Genomic DNA, 21241 nt, shown 5'->3' on the forward strand with positions numbered 1-21241 from the left:
CGCACGACGGCGCAGGGCGGCTCCCGTAAGTCCGGGAACCGCCCTGCGCCTTGTCCTGCGTCCGCTCCGGCGGTTACTGCACCGTCATCGCGGCCACGTCCGGGGTCTTCTCGACGTAGCCGTACTTGACCGTCAGTTCGCCCATGTCGCTGAGCACCTCGGTGGGCAGCTCGGCGTCGAAGGTTTCCATCTTCAGGCCCTTCGCCACTGCCTCGTCCATCCCCATGAACTCCGGCAGCACGGCGCGCACGCCCTCCGGGTCCGCCTCCGCGGCGGCAAGGGTCTCGGTCACGGCGGCCTTGAAGTCGGCCACGATCCCGGGATTCTCGCTGGCGAAGCTGCCGCTGGTGAAGGTCACCATGGTGGGCAGGCCCGGCAGCGCCTTCTGGTTCGGGTAGCCCAGCAGCTTGTAGTCCTTGTTGGCCAGCGCCTTCGCCTGGAACGGCTCCGGGATCCAGATGGCGTCCACGTTGCCTCGCTCCAGCTGGGCTTCCATGTCCGGGAACGGCATCTCGCTGAACTTCAGCGCCTTCGGGTCGCCGCCGTCGATCGCCGCGCTCTCCATGATGGTCAGGTCGCCCTGGGTCTTGAGCGTGTTAACCGCGGTGGTCTTGCCCGCAAGGTCCGCGAAGGACTCGATCCCGGAGTCCGCCTTGACCACTACGGCGTTGATGTCCTCGCCCTCGACCTTCGAGTTGCTGTAGCCGGTGACGATCTTCATGTCCAGGCCCTTGTCCACAGCGGTCATGACCGAGAGCGGATTACCGACGGCGAAGTTCATGGTGCCGGTGGACACGGCCGGCAGCATGGCCGCGCCGCCCTGGCCGGTCTGGAGCTCGACGTCCAGCCCGTGCTTCTCGAAGATGCCTTCGTCGATGCCGTACTGCATGGCGCCGGAGGGGGCGATGGGCAGGACGCCGACGGTGACCTTCTGCAGGCCCCCGCTGGCCGCCGCCTCGCTGCCGGCGGGCTCGCCGGAGCCGGAGGGGGAACCTGAACCGCAGCCGGTCAGGGCGAGCGCTGCGATCGCGCAGCCGGCCAGCAGTGTGGCAAAGCGCCTCTTCATAGTGATGCCTCTTCCTTGAGGTGGTTGGTGGTTGGTGGCTGCTACTTGACCAGGACGGCGTTGACGTCCGGGGCCTTCGAAACGAAGTCGTACTTCTGCATCAGCTCGCCCAGCTTGGTCATCTGCTCGGTCCGCAGTTCGCCGGAGAACTCCTCCATGTTGATCGCCTGGGCCTTTGCCTCGTCGATCTTGAGGAAGGTCGCGACGGTGCTCTTCAGCCCCTTCTCGTCCGCCTGGGCCGCATCCAAAGTCTCGGCGAGCGCCGTCTTGAAGTCGGCGACGGCCTCCGGGTTCTCCTGCGCGTACTGACCGGAGGTGAAGGCCACCATCGTCGGCAGCCCGGGGATGACGTCCTGGTAGTTGTAGCCGAGCAGCTTGTTATTCTCGTCCGCCAGTGCGTTGGCGACGAAGGGCTCGGCCATCCACGCCGCGTCGATATTGCCGCGCTCCAGCTGCGCCGGGGCGTCGGGGAAGGCCACCTCGCTGAACTTCACGGCCTTCGGGTCCCCGCCGTCCTGCTCGACGGCCTCCATGATGGTCAGGTCGCCCTGCGTGTTCACGGCGTTCACGGAAACGCTCTTGCCCGCCAGGTCCTTCCACGAATTGATCCCGGAATCCTTCTTGACGACGACGCCGGTGATGTCGTCGCCCTCGGCCTTGGAGTTCGAGTAGCCCGAGACGATCTTCATGTCCAGGCCCTTGTCCACGGCGACCAGGACGGAGAGGGGATTGCCGATGCCGATGTTGATCGTACCCGTCGAGACGGCCGGAAGCATGGCCGCCCCGGCGGAGCTGGTCTGGAACTCGATATCCAGGCCGTGCTTCTCGAAGATGCCCTGGTCGATGCCGTACTGCACGGCGGCCGACGGGGCGATGGGCAGGACGCCGACAACAACCTTGGTCAGCTCCCCGTTGGCGCCTTCCGAGCCGGCCGGAGCCGCGCCGCCGGACGGGGAGCCGCTGCCGCAGCCCGTCAATACCAGCGCAGCGACAGCCGCGACCGCAAGCATCTTGCCGAAGTGCTTCTTCATGCTCTGCTCCTTGTAGTGGTGGGCCGCTGGTCAGGCGTAGAACCGGGCGAGGAATTCGGCGACGACGGCCGGACGCTCTTCGCCCTCGATCTCGATGGTGTTGTTGGTCTTGATCTGGACACCGCCCTTAACCTCGGTGACCTCGGCGATCGCGGAATGCATGCGGACCTTCGCGCCGACCTTGACCGGGTTGGTAAACCGGACGCGGTCCAGGCCGTAGTTGACCTTGGTCTTGACGCCCTCTACGTCGAACAGCTCGCTCCAGAACGGAATGATCAGCGACAGGCTGAGGAAGCCGTGGGCGATCGGCGCGCCGAACGGGCCGTCCTTGGCGCGCTCCGGATCGACGTGGATCCACTGGTGGTCGTTGGTCGCCTCGGCAAAGGTATTGATCTGCTCCTGCGTGATCTCGATGTAGCTGGTGTAGCCAAGGTCCTTGCCGACCAGGCCGGGCAGTTCCTCGAACGTGACAACGGTGTTGCTCATGGGATGGCTCCTCGTGGTGGATGCGGGTGGAATTCCGGCGTTTGCCGGTCTAGCGGAAGGCCCCGGTGCCGGTGATCGCCCGGCCCACAATCAGGGCGTTGATTTCGTGCGTGCCTTCGTAGGAGTAGACGGCTTCGGCATCCGCATGGAAACGTGCGACGTCGGTGTCCAGCGTGATCCCGTTGCCTCCTACCAGCTCGCGCGCCAGGGCGACGGTTTCCCGCATCCGGGCGCAGGTGAACATCTTGGCCAGCGCGGAGTTCTCGTCCTTGAAGATGCCGGCCTCCTGCTGCTGGGTCAGCCGGACCACCATGCCGAGCGAGGACGTGACGTTGCCCAGCATTGTGGCGAGCTTCTCCTGCACGAGCTGGAAGCTGGCCAGCGGCTTGCCGAACTGCTCGCGCCCCATCACGTACCGCACGGCCGCCTCGTAGGCGCCCGCCTGCAGCCCCGCGGCGATCCAGGCGACGTCCGACCGCATGTTGCGCAGCAGGCCGGCGACGTCGGCGAAGGAATTGACTCGCTGCAGGCGCTCGGATTCCGGCACCCGGACGTTCGTCAGCGTGATGTCCGAGTTCTGCATCATGCGCAGCGCGGTCTTGCGGTGGATCTTGGACAGCTTCACGCCCGGCGCGTCGGTGGGCACCAGGAACGCCTTGACCTGCCCGTCCGCCTCGTCGCGGGCAAACACCGCAAGCACGTCGGCCGAGACCGCCCCGCCGATCCAGCGCTTGTGCCCGTTGATGACCCAGTCCCCGCCGTCGCGCCGCGCGCTGGTGGCCAGCCCGCCGGCAATGTCGGAGCCATGGTCCGGCTCGGTCAGCGAGAACACGCCCTTGTACTCGAAGGAGCGGATCAGCGGGTCCAGCCGCGCCACCTGCTCGTCGCTGCCGCCGAGATTGACTGTGGTGCGGAACAGGCCGGACTGGGCGTTGTAGAACGTCGCCACGGAGGCGTCGGTCCGGGCCAGCTCGAAGTTCCGGAAGCCGGTATACAGGCCGCCGGGCACCGCGCCGCCGGCCGTCAGCTCCTCCGGGTCCATCAGCCTCAGGTCGAACAGCGGCTTGGTGATCTGGTAGGGAAACTCGCCCTGTTCCCAGTAGTCCGCCAGCAGCGGCTTGACCTGCTGGTCCAGCACCGCCCGCAGCCGGCCCAGCACGGCCAGCTCGGCCTCGCTGAGCAGCGTCGAGAAACCGTACTGGTCCGAAGGATAGAACCCCGTCTGCTCCTGCACGCCGGCGGAGACGCTCACGACTGCCCGCCCGCGCCCAGGCCCAGCAGCCGCATCGCGTTGTGCTTGAGGATCTTCGGCCGGACCTCGTCCTTCAGCGGCAGGTCGGCAAAGGCACCCAGCCACTTCTGCGGCGTGATCAGCGGGAAATCCGTCCCGAAGAGGACCTTGTCCTGCAGCATTGAGTTGGAAGCCCTCACCAGCGACTCGGGGAAGTACTTCGGCGACCAGCCCGAGAGGTCGATCCACACGTTGGACTTGTGCGTGGCGATCGAGTTGGCCTCGTCCTGCCACGGCACCGAGGGGTGCGCCATGATGACCTGCAGCCCCGGGAAGTCCGCGGCGACGGCATCCAGCAGCAGCGGATTGGAGTAGGCCAGCTTGATCCCGTAACCGCCGGGCAGGCCCGCGCCCATGCCGTTCTGGCCGGTGTGGAAAATCGCCGGCAGGCCGATCTCCTGCAACGCCTCCCAGAGCGGGTAGAACTCCCCCTGGCTGGGGTCGAAGCCCTGCAGGCTCGGGTGGAACTTGAAGCCCCGGACCCCGTAGTCCTCCGCCAGCCGCTTGGCCCGCACGATCGCCTCCGATCCGGTCAGCGGGTCCACGGAGCCGAACGGGATCAGCACGTCATTGTTCCGCGCGGCGCCTTCGACGATGTCCTCGATGCTGTTCGGTTTGTGCGAAAGCTTGGTCCGCGCATCGACGGTGAAAACGACGGCGGCCATGTTGAGCGCACGGTAGGTCTCGGCGATGCTGTCCAGGGACGGCGTCCGCTCCTCCGCCTTGAAGTACGCGCTGGACGCGTCCATCAGCGCCGGGGGCAGCGAACAATGCCCGTGCCCGTCGATCTCCACATGCACGTGCATGTCGATCGCATCCAGCGCCGCCGCATCGACGCCGAGCTCGTACGCCTTGACCGCCACTACTTGCTCCCCGCCGTCTCAGGCTGCAGTTCCGCCGGCAGCTCCGGAAACTCCTCGCCAACGGTCTGCAGCCGCTGGCCGAACAGATCGTCGAACCGCTCGCCCAGCGCCTCGTAGGTCCAGCCGCCGTCGCGGTACTCGGTCGCCACGGCCTCCGGGTGGGACCACAGCTGCAGGCGGTCGCCGCCGACGCCGATCGCCTGGCCGGTGACATTGGCGGCCGCGTCGGAGGCGAGGTAGGCAACCAGCCCTGCAACGTCGTCGGCCGTTCCGAAACCCAGGTCCTTGCGGAAGAAGTCCGGCATGGCCTCTCCGCGCTCATCCGCCTCGACCGCCTTCTGGAAGAAGGGCACGGTCTTGGTCATCGCGGTGGCGGCCACCGGGATGACGGCGTTGGCGGTGATTCCGGCCTTCTTCATCTCCAGCGCCCAGGTGCGGACCATGCCAACGATCCCGGCCTTGGCGGCGGCATAGTTCGTCTGGCCGAAGTTGCCGCGCTGGCCCGTGGGCGAGCCGATCGTGATGATGCGGCCGGGGATGCGGTTCTCCTTGAAGTAGGCGTAGGCCTCGCGCACGCAGGTGAAGGTGCCGCGCAGGTGCACGTTAATGACGAGGTCGAAGTCCTCGTCCGTCATCTTCAGCAGCGACTTGTCGCGCAGCACGCCCGCGTTGGTGACCAGGATGTCCAGCCGGCCGAAATTGTCGACGGCGGCAGCCACCAGCTGCTTCGCGGTCTCCGTCGAGCCGACGGGGGCCACCACGGCCACGGCCCGGCCGCCGGCCGCGGTGATGCCGGCAACGGCTTCGTCCGCGATCTGCTGGTCAACGTCATTAATAACGACGGCGGCGCCCTGCTTCGCCAGTTCCTGTGCGTAGGCCAGGCCAAGCCCGCGGCCGCTGCCGGTGACGATGGCTGCTTTTCCTGCCAGTGACATAACGTAAGCTCCTTTGCTCAGGTCCCGGCCCATGGCCAGGACCAGCGTGCGACTGTTCCAAAATCAATGACAACGTATACCATTGATAAAGTCAACAGATTTTCGGCAGGACCTGCCCGAGTAAGATGCGAGGAACCATGGCGATACAGAAGACGGCAGAGCCCCGCTCCGGCAGCGCCACCCAGGCGGCGGAGGCAAATGGAGCGGCCACGGGTCCGGAACGGCTTATGGCCGCCGAACTCGCCGATGAAATCGAGTTCCTGACCGCTCGGGCCCGCTCCGTCGGCTCCAGCCGGGCGAACCTCACCCTCAAAGAGCTGGACCTGAAGGTGCGCTCCTACTCCGTGCTGTCGCTGGCCTGCAGCGACCTCAACCCCTCACAGCGCGAACTGGCCGACTTCCTCAGCCTGGATCCCAGCCAGATCGTGGCCCTCGTGGACGAGCTGGAACGCCGCGGCGCCGTCACCCGGGAAGCCGACCCCCGCGACCGCCGCTCCAAGGTCATCGTCGCCACCCCGGAGGGACGACGGCTCTACAAGCAGGCCTTCGACCTCGTGCGAACGGCCGAAGAGCACTCGCTCGGCGAGCTCAGCCTCGAAGAACGCGACCTGCTCCGCACCTTGCTCAGGCGCATCGCCTTCGAAGCTGCCGACTGACTTCAATCCACTGTCCCGGCGTTGGACCGGTCCCCGTCAGCGCTTGACCAGCAGGTTGGGATGCAGTTCCCGCCAGCCGTCCTGCTGCAGTCTGGACGAATCGAAGCCGTCCGTCACGAGCATGGCCCGCACACCGTCAATTCCGGTCGCCACCGGGGCCTTCTCTGAGCAGCCCGCGACCCAGGACGAGCCGTCGCGCTGCCCATCGATCACAATGCACGCCGCCGACGCCGCCCCATCGGCGGCCGGTTTCGCCGCGTAGAAGGCTACTCCGTCGGACTCGGCCAGGAACCGGGAGCTCGCGGCGTCCAGCTCCGCCGCTTTCAGGTATGCAGGCAGCGCGTCGCGGGGCGCCGCCTCGACCTCGAACGCGCCCACCCCTTCCGGACCACCGCAGGCCGCCGCCACCAGCGCGGCCAAGCCCATGACCGCCGCCAGAACCATCCGCTTCATAACCAGCCTCTCCCCCGGTTCCACCAACCTAAGCGCAGCCCAAGTGCAGGGCGGCGTGAATCCGGGCTTCTTTTCGATAACGGTTCCACCCGGACACGCCCACCTGCCACCCACCGCCTGCCTGCTTGCTTGCCAGCGAAGCCGTCACCGTCTGCCTGCCTGCTGCCAGCGAAGCCCGGCATCGCCTGCCTGCTTGCTTGCCAGCGAAGCCGTCACCGTCTGCCTGCCTGCTGCCAGCGAAGCCCGGCACCGCCTGCTGGGTCCCACCACCGAGCTCTTCCAACCAGGATCCCCCAGGCTGCCTCCGCCCCACGGTCGATTCCTCCTTAGCCGGCCCCCGCCGTCGTAATCCCCCATACGCGAATGGCAGTTGCCCTCCCCCACGGAAGGGCAACTGCCATCGGGATACTGCTGGACCGCCTCGGAACGATCGACGGCGGTCAGGCCTGCCGCGCGGCTGCGGGGCGGTGTCCGGCTTTGGCGAGCTGGATCTGTTCGTAGACGTGGTGGCGTAGTTCGGTGAAGCGGGGCAGGGCGCGGGTGTTGAGCTGGTCGCGTTCGTCGGGCAGGTCGATGGTGATGTCTTCCTGGACGACGGTCGGCGAGGAGGACAGGATGATTACGCGCTGGCCGAGGTAGACGGACTCGTCGATGTCGTGCGTGACGAACAGGACGGTCACGCCGAGCTTGCGCCAGACGGTGCGGATCAGGTCCTCGAGGTCGGCGCGGGTCTGCGCGTCGACGGCGGCGAACGGTTCGTCCATCAGCAGGACCTCGGGCTGGTAGGCCACGGCCCGGGCGATCGCGACGCGCTGCTGCATGCCGCCGGAGAGCTGCCACGGGTAGGACTGCGGCACGTGCGCCAGTCCCACGGCTTCCAGGGCGTCGTCGACCAGGCGGTCGCGTTCGGCCTTGGGCACGCCCTGGTTCTTCAGCGGCAGTTCAACGTTCTCGCGGACCCGCATCCAGGGGAACAGCGAGCGGCCGTACTCCTGGAACACCACGGCCATCTTCTTCGGCGGGCCGACGACCCTGGTGCCGTTGAGCAGCACCTCGCCCTCGGTCGGGGCCATCAGGCCGGCGATGCATTTGAGCAGCGTGGTCTTGCCGGACCCGGACGGGCCGACCAGGCAGGCCAGCTCCCCTGCGCGCAGGTCGAAGGTGAGGTTGCGGACGGCCTCGATGTCGCCGCCGTCGGTCTTGTAGACCTTTTTCATGCCGCGGACCGAGAGCATTGCCTCGTTCGCGGGGAGGGTCTTGCCGGCCGGTGCCGGGGTTGTCTCAGACTGCATTTTCTACCTCTCGCAGGCCGTGGTACCAGCGCAGGATCCTGCGCTCGGTGAATTGGAAGATGAACGACATGGCCACACCGATCAGGCCCAGCACCACGATGCCGGACCACATTTCCGGAATCGCGAACGAGCGCTGGAACTGCACGATGGTGAAGCCGAGCCCCGACGAGGAGGCGAACATTTCGGAGATGACCATCAGGATCAGGCCGATGGACAGGCACTGGCGGACACCGGCCATGATCTGCGGGCCGGCGGAGGGCAGGACCAGGTACTTGATCCTCGCCCAGCCCCGGATGCCGTAGGTGTGGGCGCTGTCGGAGAGGACCGAGTCGATCGCGCGGACGCCTTCGATGGTGTTCAGCAGCACCGGCCAGACGCAGCCGGAGATGATCACGACGACCTTCATGCCGTCCGTGATGCCCATCAGCAGCATCAGGACCGGCACCAGCACCGGCGGCGGGATCGCCCGGAAGAACTCTAGCACCGGCTCGGTCAGGTCCCGCAGCCACTTGATCGAACCGATCAGCAGGCCCGCCACGATGCCGATGATGATCGCCGCGACCACGCCGACGAAGAGCCGGCCGAGGCTGGGCAGCACGTCCGAGACGATCCGCTCACCGAACCAGGTCTCGCCGAACTTCTCCGCCAGCACCCCGGGGGTCGGCACGAAGAAATTCGTCTCGCCGAGGGTGGAGGCCCACCAGATCATGACCAGGATGACCGGCAGCGCCAGCGCGTACCCGATCCCCTTCAGAATTTTCATACGATCACCTCGGAACGGATGGACGAGTGCCAGGACAGGGTCTTGCGCTCGATCCAGCGCATCAGCAGGTTGATCAGCACGCCGATCAGGCCGGTCGCCAGGACCAGGGCGTACATGCCCGAGATCGCGCCGCCCGACTGAGCCAATGCGATTTCGCGGCCCAGCCCCGGCGAACCGATGACCAGTTCGGCCGTGATCGCCAGGATCAGCGCCACCGAAGCGGCCAGGCGCACGCCGGTCATCAGGTACGGCAGCGCGGTCGGGAAGACCACGTACCGGATCCGGGCCACCCGGCCCAGCCCGTAGGACTTAGCCGTGTTCATCGCCACGTTGTCCACGTCCGTCACCCCGTACAGCACCTGGATGAAGACCTGCCAGAAGGAGGCATACACGACCAGCATCAACGTGGACTCGATCTTCACACCGAACAGCAGCACCGCCAGCGGGATCAGCGCCACCGACGGAATCGGCCGCAGGAACTCCACCGTGGAATTAGTCAGCTTCCGCAGGAACGACGACGAACCGATGATGAAGCCCAGCACCGTGGCCAGCACGATCGCGATCACCAGGCCCAGCAGCCAGGCCAGCATCGTCTCGCCCACCGCAACCCAGAAAGCCGTCAGGCCGAAATCGCGGGCCAGGGCCCCGATCACCTCGGACGCCGGCGGCAGGAACCGCGGCTCGACAATACCGACCCTGGGCACCAACTCCCAGATCAACAGAAAGGCCAGGATGCCGGCGATGCCCAGCAACTGCTTGCTCGGCATCTTCCTCGCCGGGCGCTTCGGTGCGGCGTGCGCGGCACCGCTCTTGTTAACCGCCTGCGCCGTCATACCGATGCGGTCCTCGGTCGTTTCATTTCCACTCCTTCGTGCCCCCTCAGCGAGCGGGATGCCGCGTCAGTGTTCGCTTATTGAACAGCTGTTCACTAGCTAGTGTGAGATGACCCACCGAGTGGCGTCAAACACGGCGTGATGATCGTTACACACAAGATATTCCGTGACGCAGGCCGACAAATCAAGTTGAAAAACTCAATTGTTTGTGATTCCACGAAAATTCCGTCGCGCGCACGCCGGGCAGACGACCACCGCTGAGGGCCCTCTGGCACTTGCCGCAGCCGACCGGCGCAGTAGCGTTTGACTTGACGGGGTGAGTCACCGGTCCGAAGTAAATGCGGATGAACGCGCCCCCGCTCGCCGCAAGAGGGGGATCCGACGTGGAAACGATGAAGATGAAGCGGGCTCTCCCCGCTGTCGCCGCTGCCCTGCTGACGCTTGCGGGCTGTGCGCCGGCGGAGCCGCCCGCCACGTCACCGGCCACGACCCGGGCCAGCGCCACTGTGGGAGCATCCTCGGACGCCCCGGAGCAAAGCCCGACCTGGACGACGCCAGTGGCGACCGGAAGCGGGCCGGTGTTGTCGCCGCCCGGCACGCAGGACAGTGCTGCACCAGCAGCGCTGACGCTTTACTACGTGGCGGTGGACGATGCCGGCGGGTCCGGCGAAGCCATCGGCTGCGGCGACAGCCTGGTGGCGACCTATACGGAGCGCCTGAGCACTCCGGACAGAGTTCGCGAGGCGATGGAACGGTTGCTCGCCGACAAGGGGCAGTTCCTTGGAGAGTCGGGACTGTACAACGCGCTGTACCAATCCGACCTGTCCTTCGTCCGGGCAAGCACGGAGGCGGACACCGTCATGGTGGAGCTGGAGGGCCAACTGCAGTCCGGAGGAACGTGTGACGACCCTCGAATCGAACGCCAGCTGGAACAGACAGCGGCGACCGCTGCGGGCACGGGGACGTCCGTGGTCCTCGTCAACGGCGTCCCGGTCGAAGAGCTGCTAAGCGGCAAATAGCGGCCGCTTTCCTGGGAGGCGATTGTTTTTGGACAGGGAACTGGCCGGAACCGTTGGGGGGAGTTCCGGCCAGTGGCTTATGGGGTTATTGAGGTAGGAGGGTCACTGCCAGGCGTGGTCCGCCCAAGCCGCATCCCGTGAGTAGTCGCTCCCGGTCAGGTTCCACAGGTCGCCGTCCGGTCCGTGCGAGGCGAGCCCGCCCATCTCTTCGAGGGCGTCGGTGCTGGTCTGGTCAGTAGTTTCGGACGAGCGCAGGTAGACGGCGTTGGCCGACGTAAACGGGGTCATCTTCTTCTCTTCTCCAACAGAGCGGATTCAGTATCAGGCGTCCACGCGCGGGCGTAGATTCCCAAGGCTGCTTCTTCCCACATCGTGAAGCCAAGCCGATTCATCATGTAGTGCGACTGGCTGAACATAAGGTTCTGGGCGCTGCGGCTCACCCGGGACTTGTCAGCCCGGTAGAGGTAAGCATCAATTGCCCGCTTCCAGCGGCGGCGCCAGTTCTGCACGGAGCCTTCGGCTGCTGTCGCTGCCATCAGGCGGTGCATCGGGGCCGTCCTCGGGGCAAGACTGGCAGCCAGACCGGCGCGCGCCTTTGCAGCACCGCGCCCGAGCTCCAACGTCGAGACCCTCAAATGGTTGTCCCAGCAGTAGTTCCAGGACAGCCTGCGCCGGTCCGGCCACTGGGCGGACTTCGGGCCGTTCATCATTGCCCAGGCGGCATCCGAGAGCAACAGCGCTCCCAGGGCCGTCCGCCCCTGCGACTTGCTGAAGCGGCCAACCGCCCAGCTCGCAAGTTCAGATGAAAGCTCGAAGACCTCCTCGGCCAGAACCAGGCCATCGGCGCCGCCGAATCGGTCCAGCTCCGATTCGTGAACCATCGACACCGGCTCAGGCCCGACCAGGCCGGCCAGGTCCTCGCAGTTCGGAGGCAGTACGTAGTTCTGCTGGATCCTGGCAGTGGGCACGGCTTCAAGGAGCCGGCCCCGGGCCGCCAACTCAAACCTCTGGAGGCTATCGAGGGCTGAGCGGTGGCCCAGGAACCGGACCTTTATGTGAGGCCCCACCTCATCAACATGATGACCGAAGTACCAGCGGCCCACGCCTTCGCGGCGAGCGTGGGCCACCAGCGGCGTAACCAGTTCTCCTATGACGGTTTCGGCTACGTCCTGTCTACCCGTGTATATAGACAGGACCCACCAGTATGATTTGAGACTGAGCGTTTCCGAGGTGCGGATGGCTGTCAGCTGGCTCATGCGCTTCTCCTTGGTTAGCTCGCTGGTGGTTGGGGAGGAATAGCCTGGCCGTCCTGGTTACAGGATCAGCTACATGCTGGGGATGGGGCGGCTTTTTACCAGTCCCAGGCTGCGACCGGTGTGCTGTTGGGCTTAGGCCCTTGCTCGGCTACCACTGCAGGAGTGGCTGCCGAGATCGCACCGAAGGCAACCAGCAGACCTGCCGTGATGCTGGCGATCCTCTTGAACATGTCATTCCCCTTTTGGGTGTGAGTGGCAAACCATCGGGGAATGCCCCCCGACAACTTCAAGAGTTCCGTGTCAGCCCGGGTGGTGTCCAGCCGGAGGAGGGGCAGGAACCGGACATGCACACATTGGGACAGGCGCCGGCGGGTGTCCGCTTGATGCCACCGGTGATTGACCCGAAAATCCCTTGAGATTCCAAGGTTTCAGCACCAAAGGTATGATTTGAACGTGCCTACTTAAACCGATTGGCAACAACCGGACATGGCATTCACTTACCAGTCTCAAACCAGCCGAGGGGGCAGCGGATGCTGAGCGGCACAGCCTTCGAACTGTACGAACACGCCGTAGCCAATCCGGAATGGACGAAAGAGTCTGCTTCCACGGCGTTGGGCTACACGATACGTGACCTCAACGCCGCAATCGCGGAACTAGTGAGCCGCAAGTTGCTGCAGCAGCCGGCACCGCATATCGAGGCCTTCATCGCCATCCCCCCGGACGTCGCGCTCTCCCAGCTGGTGGACGCGGACGAGCGGCTGCTGATCGACTTGCGGGCCAAGATCAGCGGACACCGCAGCGATATGGCCGCCCTGGTTCCCTCGTATCTGGCGGCGCGGAAGAACGTCGGCCTCGATTCGACGGTTGAGGTGCTGGAGGACCCCGGAGTCATCCGCAAGCTGCTGATCGACTACGGCCGCGACGTCAGCGAGCAGGTCCTGATCAGCCAGCCCGGCACGGGCTCCACCGCGGAAGTGCATGAGGAGAGCATCCAGAAGGACCTGGAACTGCTCGGCCGCGGGGTCGTGCGCAAAAACCTCTACAGCACCAGCACGCTGGACCATGTGCCGACCCGCAAGGCCGTAGCAGCCACGGCTCCGGCCGGGCTCGAATACCGGACCCTTCCCTACGTGCCGCTGAAGGTGCTGATCTTCGACCGGAACCTGGCCCTTGTGGCCCGCCAGCTTTTCCCCGACGACCGCGGGGCGCTCGTGGTGCGCGACCCGAAGCTCATCCACGTCTTCACCCATCTGTTCAACGTGGCCTGGGAGCTCGCGACGCCCTACAACTCGGACGAGGACAGCCCCGCCGCCCAGCTGAACAGCGTCCAGCAGTCGATCCTGCGCGGCATGGCCTCGGGCCACTCCGACGAAGTGATCGCCCGCCGGCTCGACATCAGCGTCCGGACCTGCCGGCGGCACATCGCCTGGATGCTGGAGCAGCTTGGCGCCGAAAGCCGCTTCCAGGCCGCGCTCAAGGCCAAGGACGCCGGCTGGCTCTGACCAGGACGGACCGGCCTGCCGTCAGCCCGGGAACCAACCACGCAAAGTAAACAGGAGTTGCCCCTAAGGCAACATGGCGGGTTATCCTGTGTGAGTGACAGCACATCAGCCGACTGCGCCCGCCGATCTTTCCACGGAGACCGAGGTCGCTCTGGAGCGCGCCGCGACCTCCCACCGCCACCACGAGCTGTTTTCCGAGCGGGCGTCCAAGATCAAGCAGTCCGCGGTCCGTGACGTCTTCGACATCTCGCTGCGGCCGGGGCTGGTCTCGCTGGCCGGGGGCAACCCGTTCCTGCAGTCACTGCCGCTGGAAAAGATCGGCGGGATGGCCTACAAGCTCGTCACCGAACACGGCCTCACCGCGCTGCAGTACGGCGGCGGCCAGGGCATGGAAAAGCTTCGGGAACAGATCTGCGAGGTCATGGCCGAGGAAGGCATCACCGATGCCGACCCGGGGAACGTCGTCGTTACCGTAGGATCCCAGAGTGCGCAGGACGTCGCCTGCAAGGTGTTCTGCAACCCCGGGGACACCGTCCTGTGCGAAGATCCGACCTACGTCGGTGCGCTTAATACCTTCGAAGCCTACGAGGTCAACGTCGAAGCCGTCGCCATGGACGACCGCGGGCTCGTTCCGGATGAGCTCCGGCGGCGCATCGCCGAGGTCCGCTCCGCCGGCGGCAACATCAAGTTCCTCTACACGATCCCCAACTTCAACAATCCCTCGGGCATCACGCTGGCGGCCGAACGGCGGGAAGAGATCGTGCGGATCTGCCAGGAATCGAACATCCTGATCATCGAGGACAACCCCTACGGGCTGCTGCGCTTCGACGGTCGGCCGATTCCGCCCCTGCGGGCGGGGCATCCGGCGGACGTGATCTACATGGGCTCGTTCTCCAAGATCCTCGCCCCGGGCCTGCGCATCGGCTGGGCGCTGGTGCCGTCCCACCTGCAGCGCCGGTTCTACCTGGCCAGCGAAGCCGTGACGCTGTGCCCGCCCACGCTGAACCAGATGCTGGTGTCGGAGTACCTCGACGGGCACGACTGGCGCGGCCAGATCACCACCTACCGCGACCTCTATGCGGAGCGCTGCCTCGCGATGCTTTCCGCGCTGAAGGAATTCATGCCGCCGGGGGTCACCTGGACGCGCCCCGAAGGCGGCTTCTTCGTCTGGGTGACGCTGCCGCCGGGAATCGACACGTACCCGCTGCTCCACCGCGCTATCGACGCCGGCGTCGTGTTCATCCCGGGAGCCGCATTCACGCCGTCGGACGAGCCGTCCAACCGGCTCAGGCTGGCCTTCAGCGCCGTGGCAGGCGACCGGATCCGCGAGGGCGTCCGCCGGCTGGCCCCGGTCATCGCCGAGGCCATCGAGGCGGGAGAGGCGCAGCTGCCTGAGGACGCCTAGCGCCGCTTCTTCAGGTACCGGTGGTACACGTACCGGCCGGCGAAGTAGAGGGCGAGCACCAGCACGATGCGCAGGATGGCGTGCATGCCCGGGAACAGCGCGATGAAGACGTAGCTGAGCAGGAAGATGAATAGCATCGCCCAAAGGGTGCCGCGCCAGTCGATGCGGGGGATGCCAGGGTCGTCGCGGCGCGTGGGGCGGTTGTTGCTCATGCCTCCCAGTCTGTCACAGACGTGCGGTGCTTCCGGCGGCTCAGCGCTCCACGAGGATGCCGTCGAGGTCCGCGTAGAGCATCGCGCCGGGACGGAACTGCACGCCGGAGAATTCCACCGGCGCGTCCACTTCGCCTGCCGACTCCTTGGCACTCTTGCGGGGATTGCTGCCCAGCGCCTTGATCCCCAGCGGCAGGCCGGCCAGCACGGCACGGTCCCGGACGGCGCCGTTGATGACGACGCCGGCCCAGCCGTTCTCCACGGCCGCCGCGGCGATCAGGTCCCCCATCAACGCGGTGTTGAGCGATCCGTCTCCGTCAACCACCAGGACACAACCGTCGCCCGGGGAATTCAGCACGGACTTCACCAGGCCGTTGTCCTCGTGGCAGCGGATGGTGCGGACAGGCCCGCTAAAGGTCGTGTTCGCGCCAAGGTCCAGGAACTGCAGCGGGACGGACTGCAGTTCCTCGCCGCGCTCGTCGTAAAGGTCGGCAGTCTGTACAGCGGTGCCGGTCGTCTCGGTCATCGTTCGCTCCTCCTCGCCACTGCTGTCGATCATAGCGAACGACGGTGCCGCGGCTTAGTCGAGCAGGAGCGCCGGCTCCTCCATGATCGAAGCCACGTCCGCCATGAAGCGCGCGGAGAGGTCCCCGTCGACCACGCGGTGGTCGAAGGAGCCGCCCAGGGTGGTGATCCAGCGGGGAATGACCTCGCCGTCGAGCACCCACGGCTTCTGCTTGATGGTGCCGAAGGCGACGATGGCCACTTCGCCCGGGTTGATGATCGGCGTGCCGGTGTCGATGCCGAGCGCGCCGATGTTGGTGATGGTCAGCGTGCCGCCCTGCATCTCCGCCGGCTGGGTCTTGCCCTCGCGGGCCCGGGTGGCCAGCTGGTTCAGCGCGATGGCCAGTTCCTTCAGCGAGAGGTCCTGGGCGTCCTTGATGTTGGGCACCATCAGGCCGCGCGGGGTGGCCGCGGCGATGCCCAGGTTCATGAAGTGCTTGACCAGGATCGCATCGTCCGTCCAGGTCGCGTTGACCGAGGGGTTGCGCGCGGCGGCCCAGATGACGGCCTTGGCCAAGATCAGCAGCGGGGAGACCTTGATCCCCTCGAAGTCCCGGCTGGCCTTGAGCCGCTTGACGAACTCCATGGTCCGCGAGGCGTCGACGTCCACGAAGATGCTCACATGCGGCGCGTTGAAGGCGGATTCGACCATCGCCTTCGCGGTGGCCTTCCGTACGCCCTTGACGGGTACGCGCTCGATCCGCTGGTCCTGCGGCTTCTTGCTCGGCGCCCAGAACGTCTCGGCCTGGTCCAGCTCGGCGTCCCGCTGGGCCTGGTAGCTGAGCAGGTCCTGCTTGGTGACTTCTCCGCCGCGGCCCGTCGGCACGATGTCCGCCAGGTCGATCCCGAGATCCTTGGCGGCCTTGCGCACCGGCGGCTTGGCCAGCACGCGGTTCAGCAGCCGGGAGACGGCGGCCTGCGCGTCCGCCCGGCGGTGCTTCAGCCCGGCGGGCTCGGCAGAGGGCGCCGCCGGAACGGGCGGCACGTGCGGAGCGTGGTGGGCCGGGCTGGAGTCGGAGACGCCGTGATGGTGCCCGGCGGGAGCGTTGGCGAGCGAGGTATCTTCCGGGGCGCCGCTCCCCTCGGCGGCATCCGCCGTCGTCGTTATTGGAGCGGTGACCCCGGCGCTGCGGCGCGGCCGGCGCTTGACCGCATCCGCCTTCGGCCCCGAACCAACGAGCGGCTTCAGCTCCTGTTCGGGCGCCGCCGCAGGGGCCTCGCCCGGCGCGGCGGGCAGCGCCTCGGCGAGGGCGTCGCCGGCGGGCTTCTCCGGCTCGGCCTGCGCTTCGGCCCCGGCGGGCCGGACGGCGATGATCGGGGCGCCTACTTCCACGGTCTGGCCTTCCTCGGCCAGCAGTTCGGCCACGACGCCGGCATACGGGCTCGGCAGTTCCACCAGGGACTTGGCCGTTTCGATCTCCACGATCACCTCGTTGATCGCCACCGTGTCCCCGGGCTTGACCTTCCAGGACACGATGTCCGCCTCGACGAGGCCTTCGCCGACGTCTGGCAGGTTGAAGATAAATGTGTTCGACATGGGAACTCCGGATCAGTAGGCGAGCGAACGGTCGAGGGCCTCGAGGATGCGGTCGATGTCCGGCAGGTAGTGCTCCTCGACCTTGGCCACCGGGTAAGGCATGTGGAAGCCGCCGACGCGGAGCACGGGGGCCTCCAGGCTCAGGAAGGCGCGTTCGCTGACCCGTGCGGCGATTTCCCCGCCGATGCCGCCGAAGGTCGGGGCCTCGTGCGCGACGATGAGCCGGCCGGTCTTCTGCACCGAGGCGGTGACCGTGTCGAAGTCGATCGGCGAGATGGAGCGCAGGTCGATCACTTCGACGCTGGTGCCGTCCTCCTCGGCGGCCTGCGCGGCGGCGAGTGCCACGGGCACCAGGGGGCCGTAGGCCACGGCCGTCGCGTCCGTGCCTTCGCGGAGGACGGCGGCGCGGAAAGCGTCCAGCCCGGCCCGCTCCGTGTCCACCTCGCCCTTGAGCCAGTACCGGCGCTTGGGCTCGAAGACGATGACCGGATCATTCGAGGTGACCGCCTGCTGGGTCATCCAGTACGCATCGTGGGCGTTGGAGGGCGTGATGATCCGCAGGCCGGCGGTGTGCGCGAAGAGCGCCTCCGGGGACTCCGAGTGGTGCTCGATGGACCCGATCCCTCCGCCGTAGGGAATGCGGACGACGACGGGGGCCGAGATCTGCCCGCTGGTGCGCGCGTGCATCTTGGCCAGCTGGGTGGTGATCTGGTTGAAGGCCGGGAACACGAATCCGTCGAACTGGATCTCGCAGATGGGGCGGTAGCCGCGCATGGCAAGGCCGATGGCGGTGCCGATGATGCCGGACTCCGCGAGCGGGCTGTCGACGACGCGGTCCTTCCCGAACTCCTCCTGCAGCCCTTCCGTCACGCGGTAGACCCCACCGAGGGCGCCGATGTCCTCGCCCATCAGCAGCGTCTTCGGGTCCTCGGCCAGGGCGCGGCGCAGCCCGGCGGTAATCGCCTTGGCGATGGTCATCGTGGCCATTAGTTGCCCTCCCCCGAGCGGTCGGTGTCGGCGAAGCCCGCCTCGTATTTCCGGTGCCAGGCCAGTTCCTCGGCGACCAGCGGATGCGGGTCCGCGTAGACCGTGTCGAAGCTCTGCTCGAACTCCGGTCCCTCCATGGCGAGCACCTCGGCGCGGACCGCGGAGGCCATGGCCTCGCCCTCCGCTGCCACCTCGTCAAAGAACCTGTCCCCGGTGCCGGCGCCGCGCAGGTGCTGCGCCAGCCGGGCCAGCGGATCCCGCTGCCGCCAGTCCGCCTCTTCGGAGGACAGCCGGTACTTGGTGGGATCGTCCGCCGTCGTATGTGCGCTCATCCGGTAGGTAAAGGCTTCGATCAGCACCGGCCCCTTCCCGGAGCGGGCGTGCTCGAGGGCCCAGCGGGTGACGGCGTGAACCGCCACCACATCATTGCCGTCCACGCGGATGCCGGGGAAGCCGTAGCCACTGGCGCGGTTGGACAGCGGGATCCTCGACTGGACTTCGGTGGGCACCGAGATCGCCCAGTGGTTGTTCTGGCAGAAGAAAACCACCGGGGACTGATTGGAGGCCGCGAACACCATGGATTCGTGGACATCGCCCTCGGAGCTGGCGCCGTCACCGAAATACGCGACGCTGACCGCGTCCTCCTGGTCCCGCTGGATTCCCATCGCGTAGCCGACGGCGTGCAGCGTCTGCGCAGCAAGCACCAGCGTGTAGATGTGGAAGTTCTTCTCCCGGGGGTCCCAGCCGCCGTTGGTGATGCCCCGGAACAGCTGCAGCAGGGAGGAGAGCTGCAGGCCCCGGGTGAGGGCGACGCCGTGTTCCCGGTACGTGGGGAACACGTAGTCCTGCGGCAGCAGCGCGCGGCCGGAGCCGATCTGCGCGGCCTCCTGTCCGAGCAGCGGCGGCCACAGGGCCAGCTGGCCCTGACGCTGGAGCGCAGTGGCCTCCTGGTCGAAGCGGCGGATCAGGAACATGTCCCGGTACAGCCCGCGCAGCGCCTCAGCGTCCAGGTGCTCGGCGAAGGGGCTGAAGCGCGCGTCGAACTGCAGGACGCCGTCCGCGCCCAGCAGCTGCACCATGTCCGGCGCGTCAGCGGGATCGCTGGCGGTCAGGGACTGCTCCAGTTCCGCAATCTCGAATTCCGAGGTGGGCAGGTGCTCAGCGCCCATACGAACTCCTCGCCGGCGAGGAGCTCTCCAGCCTCGCCTGTGCTGTTATATTCCCGCGAAGGAATAGATCACCCGCGGGGCATATATCGGTCGTTTTCCGCTCCCTAGCCTACTGCCACCGGGCAGCGACCCTGTTCCTATTACGATCAGGAAACGCCGGGGCCCTTTGTGTAGTTCGCGCACAGCGCCAGGAACCGGGTGTTGGCCTCGACCTCGCCGACGGTGACGCGCACTCCCTCGCCCGGGAATGCGCGCACCGAGAGGGCCTGCGTCCCTGCGAACTGCGCAAAGTCCTGCGAATCCGCCCCCAGCGGCAGCCAAACGAAGTTCGCCTGGGTCTCCGGGATCTTCCAGCCAAGATCTGTCAGTCCGGCGACGACCCGCTCCCGCTCGTCCACCAGGCTTTGCACCCTTTCCACAACCTTGTCGTAGTGCTTGAGCGAGGCGATGGCGGCGTCCTCAGCCAGGCTGGATACAGCGAACGGGGTGGCGGCGACCCGGAGGTGCTGGGTCAGGCTCTGGTTGGCCACGGAGTAGCCGACGCGCAGGTTCGCCAGCCCGTGGGCCTTGGAGAAGGTCCGCAGCACGATGAGGTTCGGGTAGTTGCGATAGAGCCGGATGCCGTCGACCGCCTCGGGGTCGCGCACGAATTCGGTGTACGCCTCGTCGATCACCACAACGACGTCGGAGGGAACCTTCGCGAGGAAGGCCTCCACCTGGGCCGTGGTCAGCGCCGGACCGGTCGGGTTGTTCGGGGTGCACAGCAGGACGACGCGGGTCCGTTCGGTGATGGCGGCCGCCATCGCCTCCAGGTCGTGGGCGCCGTCCGCCCGGTTGGGCACCTGCACGCTTTCCGCGCCGGCCAGTCCCACCATGATGGGGTAGGCCTCGAAGGACCGCCACGCGTAGACAACCTCGTCCGCGGTGCCGTCCGGATTCCGCCCGGCGAAGGTCTGCAGGATCTGCACCAGCGCACCCAGGCTGCCGGCACCCGTGACGATATCCTCCGCCGGCACGTCCAGGAAGCGGCCCAGTTCGGTGCGCAGCGCGGTGCTCAACGGGTCCGGGTAACGCTGGATGTTGTGCTGGGAGTTGATCGCGGCCAGCACCTCCGGCAGCGGCGGCAGCGGGTTCTCGTTGGACGAGAGCTTGTAGGGCTGGAGCCCCTCGATCACGGCGGGCGGCTTCCCTGCGGCATACTTGGGCAGCTGGGCAACCACGGGGCGGGGAGCGACGGCGGCGGCGCGGGGATCTTCCTGGACCGCAGCGTCATCGGTGAAGTTCCTTGCAGAAGTCATGGGTTAAAGAATACGTGGGCCAAGGCACAGTCCTGTCCGGTGTGCTCCGGCGGCTCGTGTGACAGCATGAGGCCATGGGAAAGTTCATCGTGCGTGTCCTGATCAACGGCCTCGCGCTGTGGGTGGCCAGCTGGCTGCTGCCCGGCATCTTCATGGAGACCACGTCGACGGCCGCAGCCGCAGGCGGAAACGAAACGGTCGGCGTCGTGCTGGCCTTCCTGTTCATCGGGCTGATCTTCGGGCTGGTCAACGCCATCGTGCGCCCGATCGTGAGCCTGCTGTCGCTGCCGGTGACCATACTGACCCTCGGCCTGTTCACGATCATCATCAACGCGCTGATGCTGATGCTCACGGCCTGGCTCTCCGGCTTCACCCCGGTGCACTTCGTGATCGACTCGTTCTTCTGGACCGCCGTGCTCGGCTCGCTCATCATCAGCGTCGTCTCGCTGATTGCCGGCTTGATCACCAACACGCGCTGACCCGCGCCCCGGCTCACCTGGACGCCGAAGCCGCCCTCCCGGCGTCGTTCTCACCGTCCGTCCGGCCCGCCGTGAGGCACTTTTGATGCGGCCGTAACGTCCCGCCGCCGGAATCGAAACACGCGGTTCCTACAGTCTTCTCCA

Annotated in this window: 24 protein-coding genes; 5 read left to right on the forward strand and 19 right to left on the reverse strand. The window is 66.7% G+C overall.

What is annotated here, in order from left to right; translation table 11 throughout:
• Positions 1–73: 73 nt before the first annotated feature.
• From OC550_RS15395 to OC550_RS15420, 6 genes are read right to left on the reverse strand one after another with little or no spacing between them, the layout of a single operon-like run.
• Positions 74–1066, reverse strand: a complete 993-nt coding sequence (locus OC550_RS15395) for an ABC transporter substrate-binding protein (RefSeq protein WP_262106796.1) — start codon at positions 1064–1066, stop codon at positions 74–76.
• A gap of 41 nt (positions 1067–1107) precedes the next feature.
• Entirely contained in the window at positions 1108–2097 is a 990-nt protein-coding gene (locus tag OC550_RS15400; protein ID WP_262106797.1) for an ABC transporter substrate-binding protein, read from the reverse strand.
• Positions 2098–2127: 30 nt separating this feature from the next.
• Positions 2128–2583, reverse strand: coding sequence for a MaoC family dehydratase (locus OC550_RS15405; protein ID WP_262106798.1), 456 nt, complete (start codon positions 2581–2583; stop codon positions 2128–2130).
• A gap of 49 nt (positions 2584–2632) precedes the next feature.
• A complete protein-coding gene (locus tag OC550_RS15410) occupies positions 2633–3817 on the reverse strand; it encodes an acyl-CoA dehydrogenase family protein (RefSeq protein WP_262107179.1) in 1185 nt (394 codons plus the stop codon).
• Between the two features lie 14 nt (positions 3818–3831).
• Positions 3832–4680: an amidohydrolase family protein gene (locus tag OC550_RS15415; RefSeq protein WP_262107180.1), complete on the reverse strand. Its 849-nt coding sequence runs from the start codon at positions 4678–4680 to the stop codon at positions 3832–3834.
• Between the two features lie 56 nt (positions 4681–4736).
• On the reverse strand, positions 4737–5672 hold the full coding sequence (locus OC550_RS15420; RefSeq protein WP_262106799.1) for an SDR family NAD(P)-dependent oxidoreductase: 936 nt from the start codon (positions 5670–5672) through the stop codon (positions 4737–4739).
• Between the two features lie 137 nt (positions 5673–5809).
• On the opposite strand from OC550_RS15420, the gene OC550_RS15425 reads away from it, so the two are divergent.
• Complete coding sequence (locus tag OC550_RS15425) at positions 5810–6328, forward strand: MarR family winged helix-turn-helix transcriptional regulator (RefSeq protein ID WP_262106800.1); 519 nt, start codon at positions 5810–5812, stop codon at positions 6326–6328.
• Between the two features lie 36 nt (positions 6329–6364).
• On the opposite strand, the gene OC550_RS15430 is transcribed toward OC550_RS15425, so the two are convergent.
• From OC550_RS15430 to OC550_RS15445, 4 genes are all read right to left on the reverse strand, one after another.
• Positions 6365–6781 carry a hypothetical protein gene (locus OC550_RS15430; protein ID WP_262106801.1) on the reverse strand — a complete coding sequence of 139 codons (417 nt, stop codon included), beginning with the start codon at positions 6779–6781 and terminating at the stop codon, positions 6365–6367.
• A gap of 440 nt (positions 6782–7221) precedes the next feature.
• Entirely contained in the window at positions 7222–8073 is an 852-nt protein-coding gene (locus tag OC550_RS15435; protein WP_262106802.1) for an ABC transporter ATP-binding protein, read from the reverse strand.
• Entirely contained in the window at positions 8063–8836 is a 774-nt protein-coding gene (locus OC550_RS15440) for an ABC transporter permease (protein WP_262106803.1), read from the reverse strand. The genes OC550_RS15435 and OC550_RS15440 overlap by 11 nt, the downstream gene beginning before the upstream one ends.
• On the reverse strand, positions 8833–9669 hold the full coding sequence (locus OC550_RS15445) for an ABC transporter permease (RefSeq protein WP_262106804.1): 837 nt from the start codon (positions 9667–9669) through the stop codon (positions 8833–8835). Before OC550_RS15445 ends, OC550_RS15440 begins: the two co-directional genes overlap by 4 nt.
• Positions 9670–10052: 383 nt before the next feature.
• Here OC550_RS15445 and OC550_RS15450 point away from each other — a divergent pair, with 383 nt between their 5' ends.
• Positions 10053–10688 carry a hypothetical protein gene (locus OC550_RS15450; RefSeq protein ID WP_262106805.1) on the forward strand — a complete coding sequence of 212 codons (636 nt, stop codon included), beginning with the start codon at positions 10053–10055 and terminating at the stop codon, positions 10686–10688.
• A gap of 102 nt (positions 10689–10790) precedes the next feature.
• Here the strand turns inward: OC550_RS15450 and OC550_RS15455 are convergent, their stop codons facing one another.
• From OC550_RS15455 to OC550_RS15465, 3 genes are all read right to left on the reverse strand, one after another.
• Positions 10791–10976 (reverse strand): hypothetical protein, encoded by a 186-nt coding sequence (locus tag OC550_RS15455; RefSeq protein ID WP_262106806.1) that lies wholly within the window; start codon positions 10974–10976, stop codon positions 10791–10793.
• The gene (locus OC550_RS15460) at positions 10973–11944 is read right to left on the reverse strand and encodes a lantibiotic dehydratase C-terminal domain-containing protein (RefSeq protein WP_262106807.1); all 972 of its coding nucleotides are present in this window, start codon (positions 11942–11944) and stop codon (positions 10973–10975) included. The genes OC550_RS15455 and OC550_RS15460 overlap by 4 nt, the downstream gene beginning before the upstream one ends.
• 95 nt (positions 11945–12039) lie before the next feature.
• Positions 12040–12174 (reverse strand): hypothetical protein, encoded by a 135-nt coding sequence (locus tag OC550_RS15465; RefSeq protein WP_262106808.1) that lies wholly within the window; start codon positions 12172–12174, stop codon positions 12040–12042.
• A 300-nt stretch (positions 12175–12474) separates the two neighbouring features.
• Here OC550_RS15465 and OC550_RS15470 point away from each other — a divergent pair, with 300 nt between their 5' ends.
• Together OC550_RS15470 and OC550_RS15475 are read left to right on the forward strand one after the other, a co-directional pair.
• A complete protein-coding gene (locus OC550_RS15470) occupies positions 12475–13446 on the forward strand; it encodes a helix-turn-helix transcriptional regulator (protein ID WP_262106809.1) in 972 nt (323 codons plus the stop codon).
• A 94-nt stretch (positions 13447–13540) separates the two neighbouring features.
• Positions 13541–14851: a PLP-dependent aminotransferase family protein gene (locus tag OC550_RS15475; protein WP_262106810.1), complete on the forward strand. Its 1311-nt coding sequence runs from the start codon at positions 13541–13543 to the stop codon at positions 14849–14851.
• Here the strand turns inward: OC550_RS15475 and OC550_RS15480 are convergent.
• The 6 genes from OC550_RS15480 to OC550_RS15505 all read right to left on the reverse strand — a co-directional run bounded on the left by OC550_RS15480 (position 14848) and on the right by OC550_RS15505 (position 20618).
• On the reverse strand, positions 14848–15063 hold the full coding sequence (locus OC550_RS15480; protein ID WP_262106811.1) for a hypothetical protein: 216 nt from the start codon (positions 15061–15063) through the stop codon (positions 14848–14850). The genes OC550_RS15475 and OC550_RS15480 overlap by 4 nt on opposite strands.
• Positions 15064–15103: 40 nt before the next feature.
• Positions 15104–15589 carry a ribonuclease E activity regulator RraA gene (gene rraA / locus OC550_RS15485; protein WP_262106812.1) on the reverse strand — a complete coding sequence of 162 codons (486 nt, stop codon included), beginning with the start codon at positions 15587–15589 and terminating at the stop codon, positions 15104–15106.
• Positions 15590–15643: 54 nt separating this feature from the next.
• On the reverse strand, positions 15644–17164 hold the full coding sequence (locus OC550_RS15490) for a dihydrolipoamide acetyltransferase family protein (RefSeq protein WP_262106813.1): 1521 nt from the start codon (positions 17162–17164) through the stop codon (positions 15644–15646).
• A gap of 12 nt (positions 17165–17176) precedes the next feature.
• Positions 17177–18151: an alpha-ketoacid dehydrogenase subunit beta gene (locus OC550_RS15495; protein ID WP_262106814.1), complete on the reverse strand. Its 975-nt coding sequence runs from the start codon at positions 18149–18151 to the stop codon at positions 17177–17179.
• A complete protein-coding gene (gene pdhA / locus OC550_RS15500; RefSeq protein ID WP_262106815.1) occupies positions 18151–19320 on the reverse strand; it encodes a pyruvate dehydrogenase (acetyl-transferring) E1 component subunit alpha in 1170 nt (389 codons plus the stop codon). The genes OC550_RS15495 and pdhA overlap by 1 nt, the downstream gene beginning before the upstream one ends.
• 146 nt (positions 19321–19466) lie before the next feature.
• Positions 19467–20618, reverse strand: a complete 1152-nt coding sequence (locus tag OC550_RS15505; protein ID WP_262106816.1) for a histidinol-phosphate transaminase — start codon at positions 20616–20618, stop codon at positions 19467–19469.
• Between the two features lie 74 nt (positions 20619–20692).
• Here OC550_RS15505 and OC550_RS15510 point away from each other — a divergent pair, with 74 nt between their 5' ends.
• Entirely contained in the window at positions 20693–21097 is a 405-nt protein-coding gene (locus tag OC550_RS15510; protein WP_262106817.1) for a phage holin family protein, read from the forward strand.
• The last annotated feature ends 144 nt before the right edge of the window (positions 21098–21241 follow it).

It is taken from the genome of Arthrobacter sp. Marseille-P9274, from assembly GCF_946892675.1.
In the GTDB taxonomy this organism is placed as follows: domain Bacteria; phylum Actinomycetota; class Actinomycetes; order Actinomycetales; family Micrococcaceae; genus Crystallibacter.

What these genes read in the sequence shown, in the direction of transcription:
- OC550_RS15395 (WP_262106796.1), bottom strand. Translation starts at nt 1,066, where the DNA reads ATGAAGAGGCGCTTTGCCACACTGCTGGCCGGCTGCGCGATCGCAGCG.
- OC550_RS15400 (WP_262106797.1), bottom strand. Translation starts at nt 2,097, where the DNA reads ATGAAGAAGCACTTCGGCAAGATGCTTGCGGTCGCGGCTGTCGCTGCG.
- OC550_RS15405 (WP_262106798.1), bottom strand. Translation starts at nt 2,583, where the DNA reads ATGAGCAACACCGTTGTCACGTTCGAGGAACTGCCCGGCCTGGTCGGC.
- OC550_RS15415 (WP_262107180.1), bottom strand. Translation starts at nt 4,680, where the DNA reads ATGCACGTGCATGTGGAGATCGACGGGCACGGGCATTGTTCGCTGCCC.
- OC550_RS15420 (WP_262106799.1), bottom strand. Translation starts at nt 5,672, where the DNA reads ATGTCACTGGCAGGAAAAGCAGCCATCGTCACCGGCAGCGGCCGCGGG.
- OC550_RS15425 (WP_262106800.1), top strand. Translation starts at nt 5,810, where the DNA reads ATGGCGATACAGAAGACGGCAGAGCCCCGCTCCGGCAGCGCCACCCAG.
- OC550_RS15430 (WP_262106801.1), bottom strand. Translation starts at nt 6,781, where the DNA reads ATGAAGCGGATGGTTCTGGCGGCGGTCATGGGCTTGGCCGCGCTGGTG.
- OC550_RS15435 (WP_262106802.1), bottom strand. Translation starts at nt 8,073, where the DNA reads ATGCAGTCTGAGACAACCCCGGCACCGGCCGGCAAGACCCTCCCCGCG.
- OC550_RS15440 (WP_262106803.1), bottom strand. Translation starts at nt 8,836, where the DNA reads ATGAAAATTCTGAAGGGGATCGGGTACGCGCTGGCGCTGCCGGTCATC.
- OC550_RS15445 (WP_262106804.1), bottom strand. Translation starts at nt 9,669, where the DNA reads ATGACGGCGCAGGCGGTTAACAAGAGCGGTGCCGCGCACGCCGCACCG.
- OC550_RS15455 (WP_262106806.1), bottom strand. Translation starts at nt 10,976, where the DNA reads ATGACCCCGTTTACGTCGGCCAACGCCGTCTACCTGCGCTCGTCCGAA.
- OC550_RS15460 (WP_262106807.1), bottom strand. Translation starts at nt 11,944, where the DNA reads ATGAGCCAGCTGACAGCCATCCGCACCTCGGAAACGCTCAGTCTCAAA.
- OC550_RS15465 (WP_262106808.1), bottom strand. Translation starts at nt 12,174, where the DNA reads ATGTTCAAGAGGATCGCCAGCATCACGGCAGGTCTGCTGGTTGCCTTC.
- OC550_RS15470 (WP_262106809.1), top strand. Translation starts at nt 12,475, where the DNA reads ATGCTGAGCGGCACAGCCTTCGAACTGTACGAACACGCCGTAGCCAAT.
- OC550_RS15480 (WP_262106811.1), bottom strand. Translation starts at nt 15,063, where the DNA reads ATGAGCAACAACCGCCCCACGCGCCGCGACGACCCTGGCATCCCCCGC.
- rraA (WP_262106812.1), bottom strand. Translation starts at nt 15,589, where the DNA reads ATGACCGAGACGACCGGCACCGCTGTACAGACTGCCGACCTTTACGAC.
- OC550_RS15490 (WP_262106813.1), bottom strand. Translation starts at nt 17,164, where the DNA reads ATGTCGAACACATTTATCTTCAACCTGCCAGACGTCGGCGAAGGCCTC.
- OC550_RS15495 (WP_262106814.1), bottom strand. Translation starts at nt 18,151, where the DNA reads ATGGCCACGATGACCATCGCCAAGGCGATTACCGCCGGGCTGCGCCGC.
- pdhA (WP_262106815.1), bottom strand. Translation starts at nt 19,320, where the DNA reads ATGGGCGCTGAGCACCTGCCCACCTCGGAATTCGAGATTGCGGAACTG.
- OC550_RS15505 (WP_262106816.1), bottom strand. Translation starts at nt 20,618, where the DNA reads ATGACTTCTGCAAGGAACTTCACCGATGACGCTGCGGTCCAGGAAGAT.
- OC550_RS15510 (WP_262106817.1), top strand. Translation starts at nt 20,693, where the DNA reads ATGGGAAAGTTCATCGTGCGTGTCCTGATCAACGGCCTCGCGCTGTGG.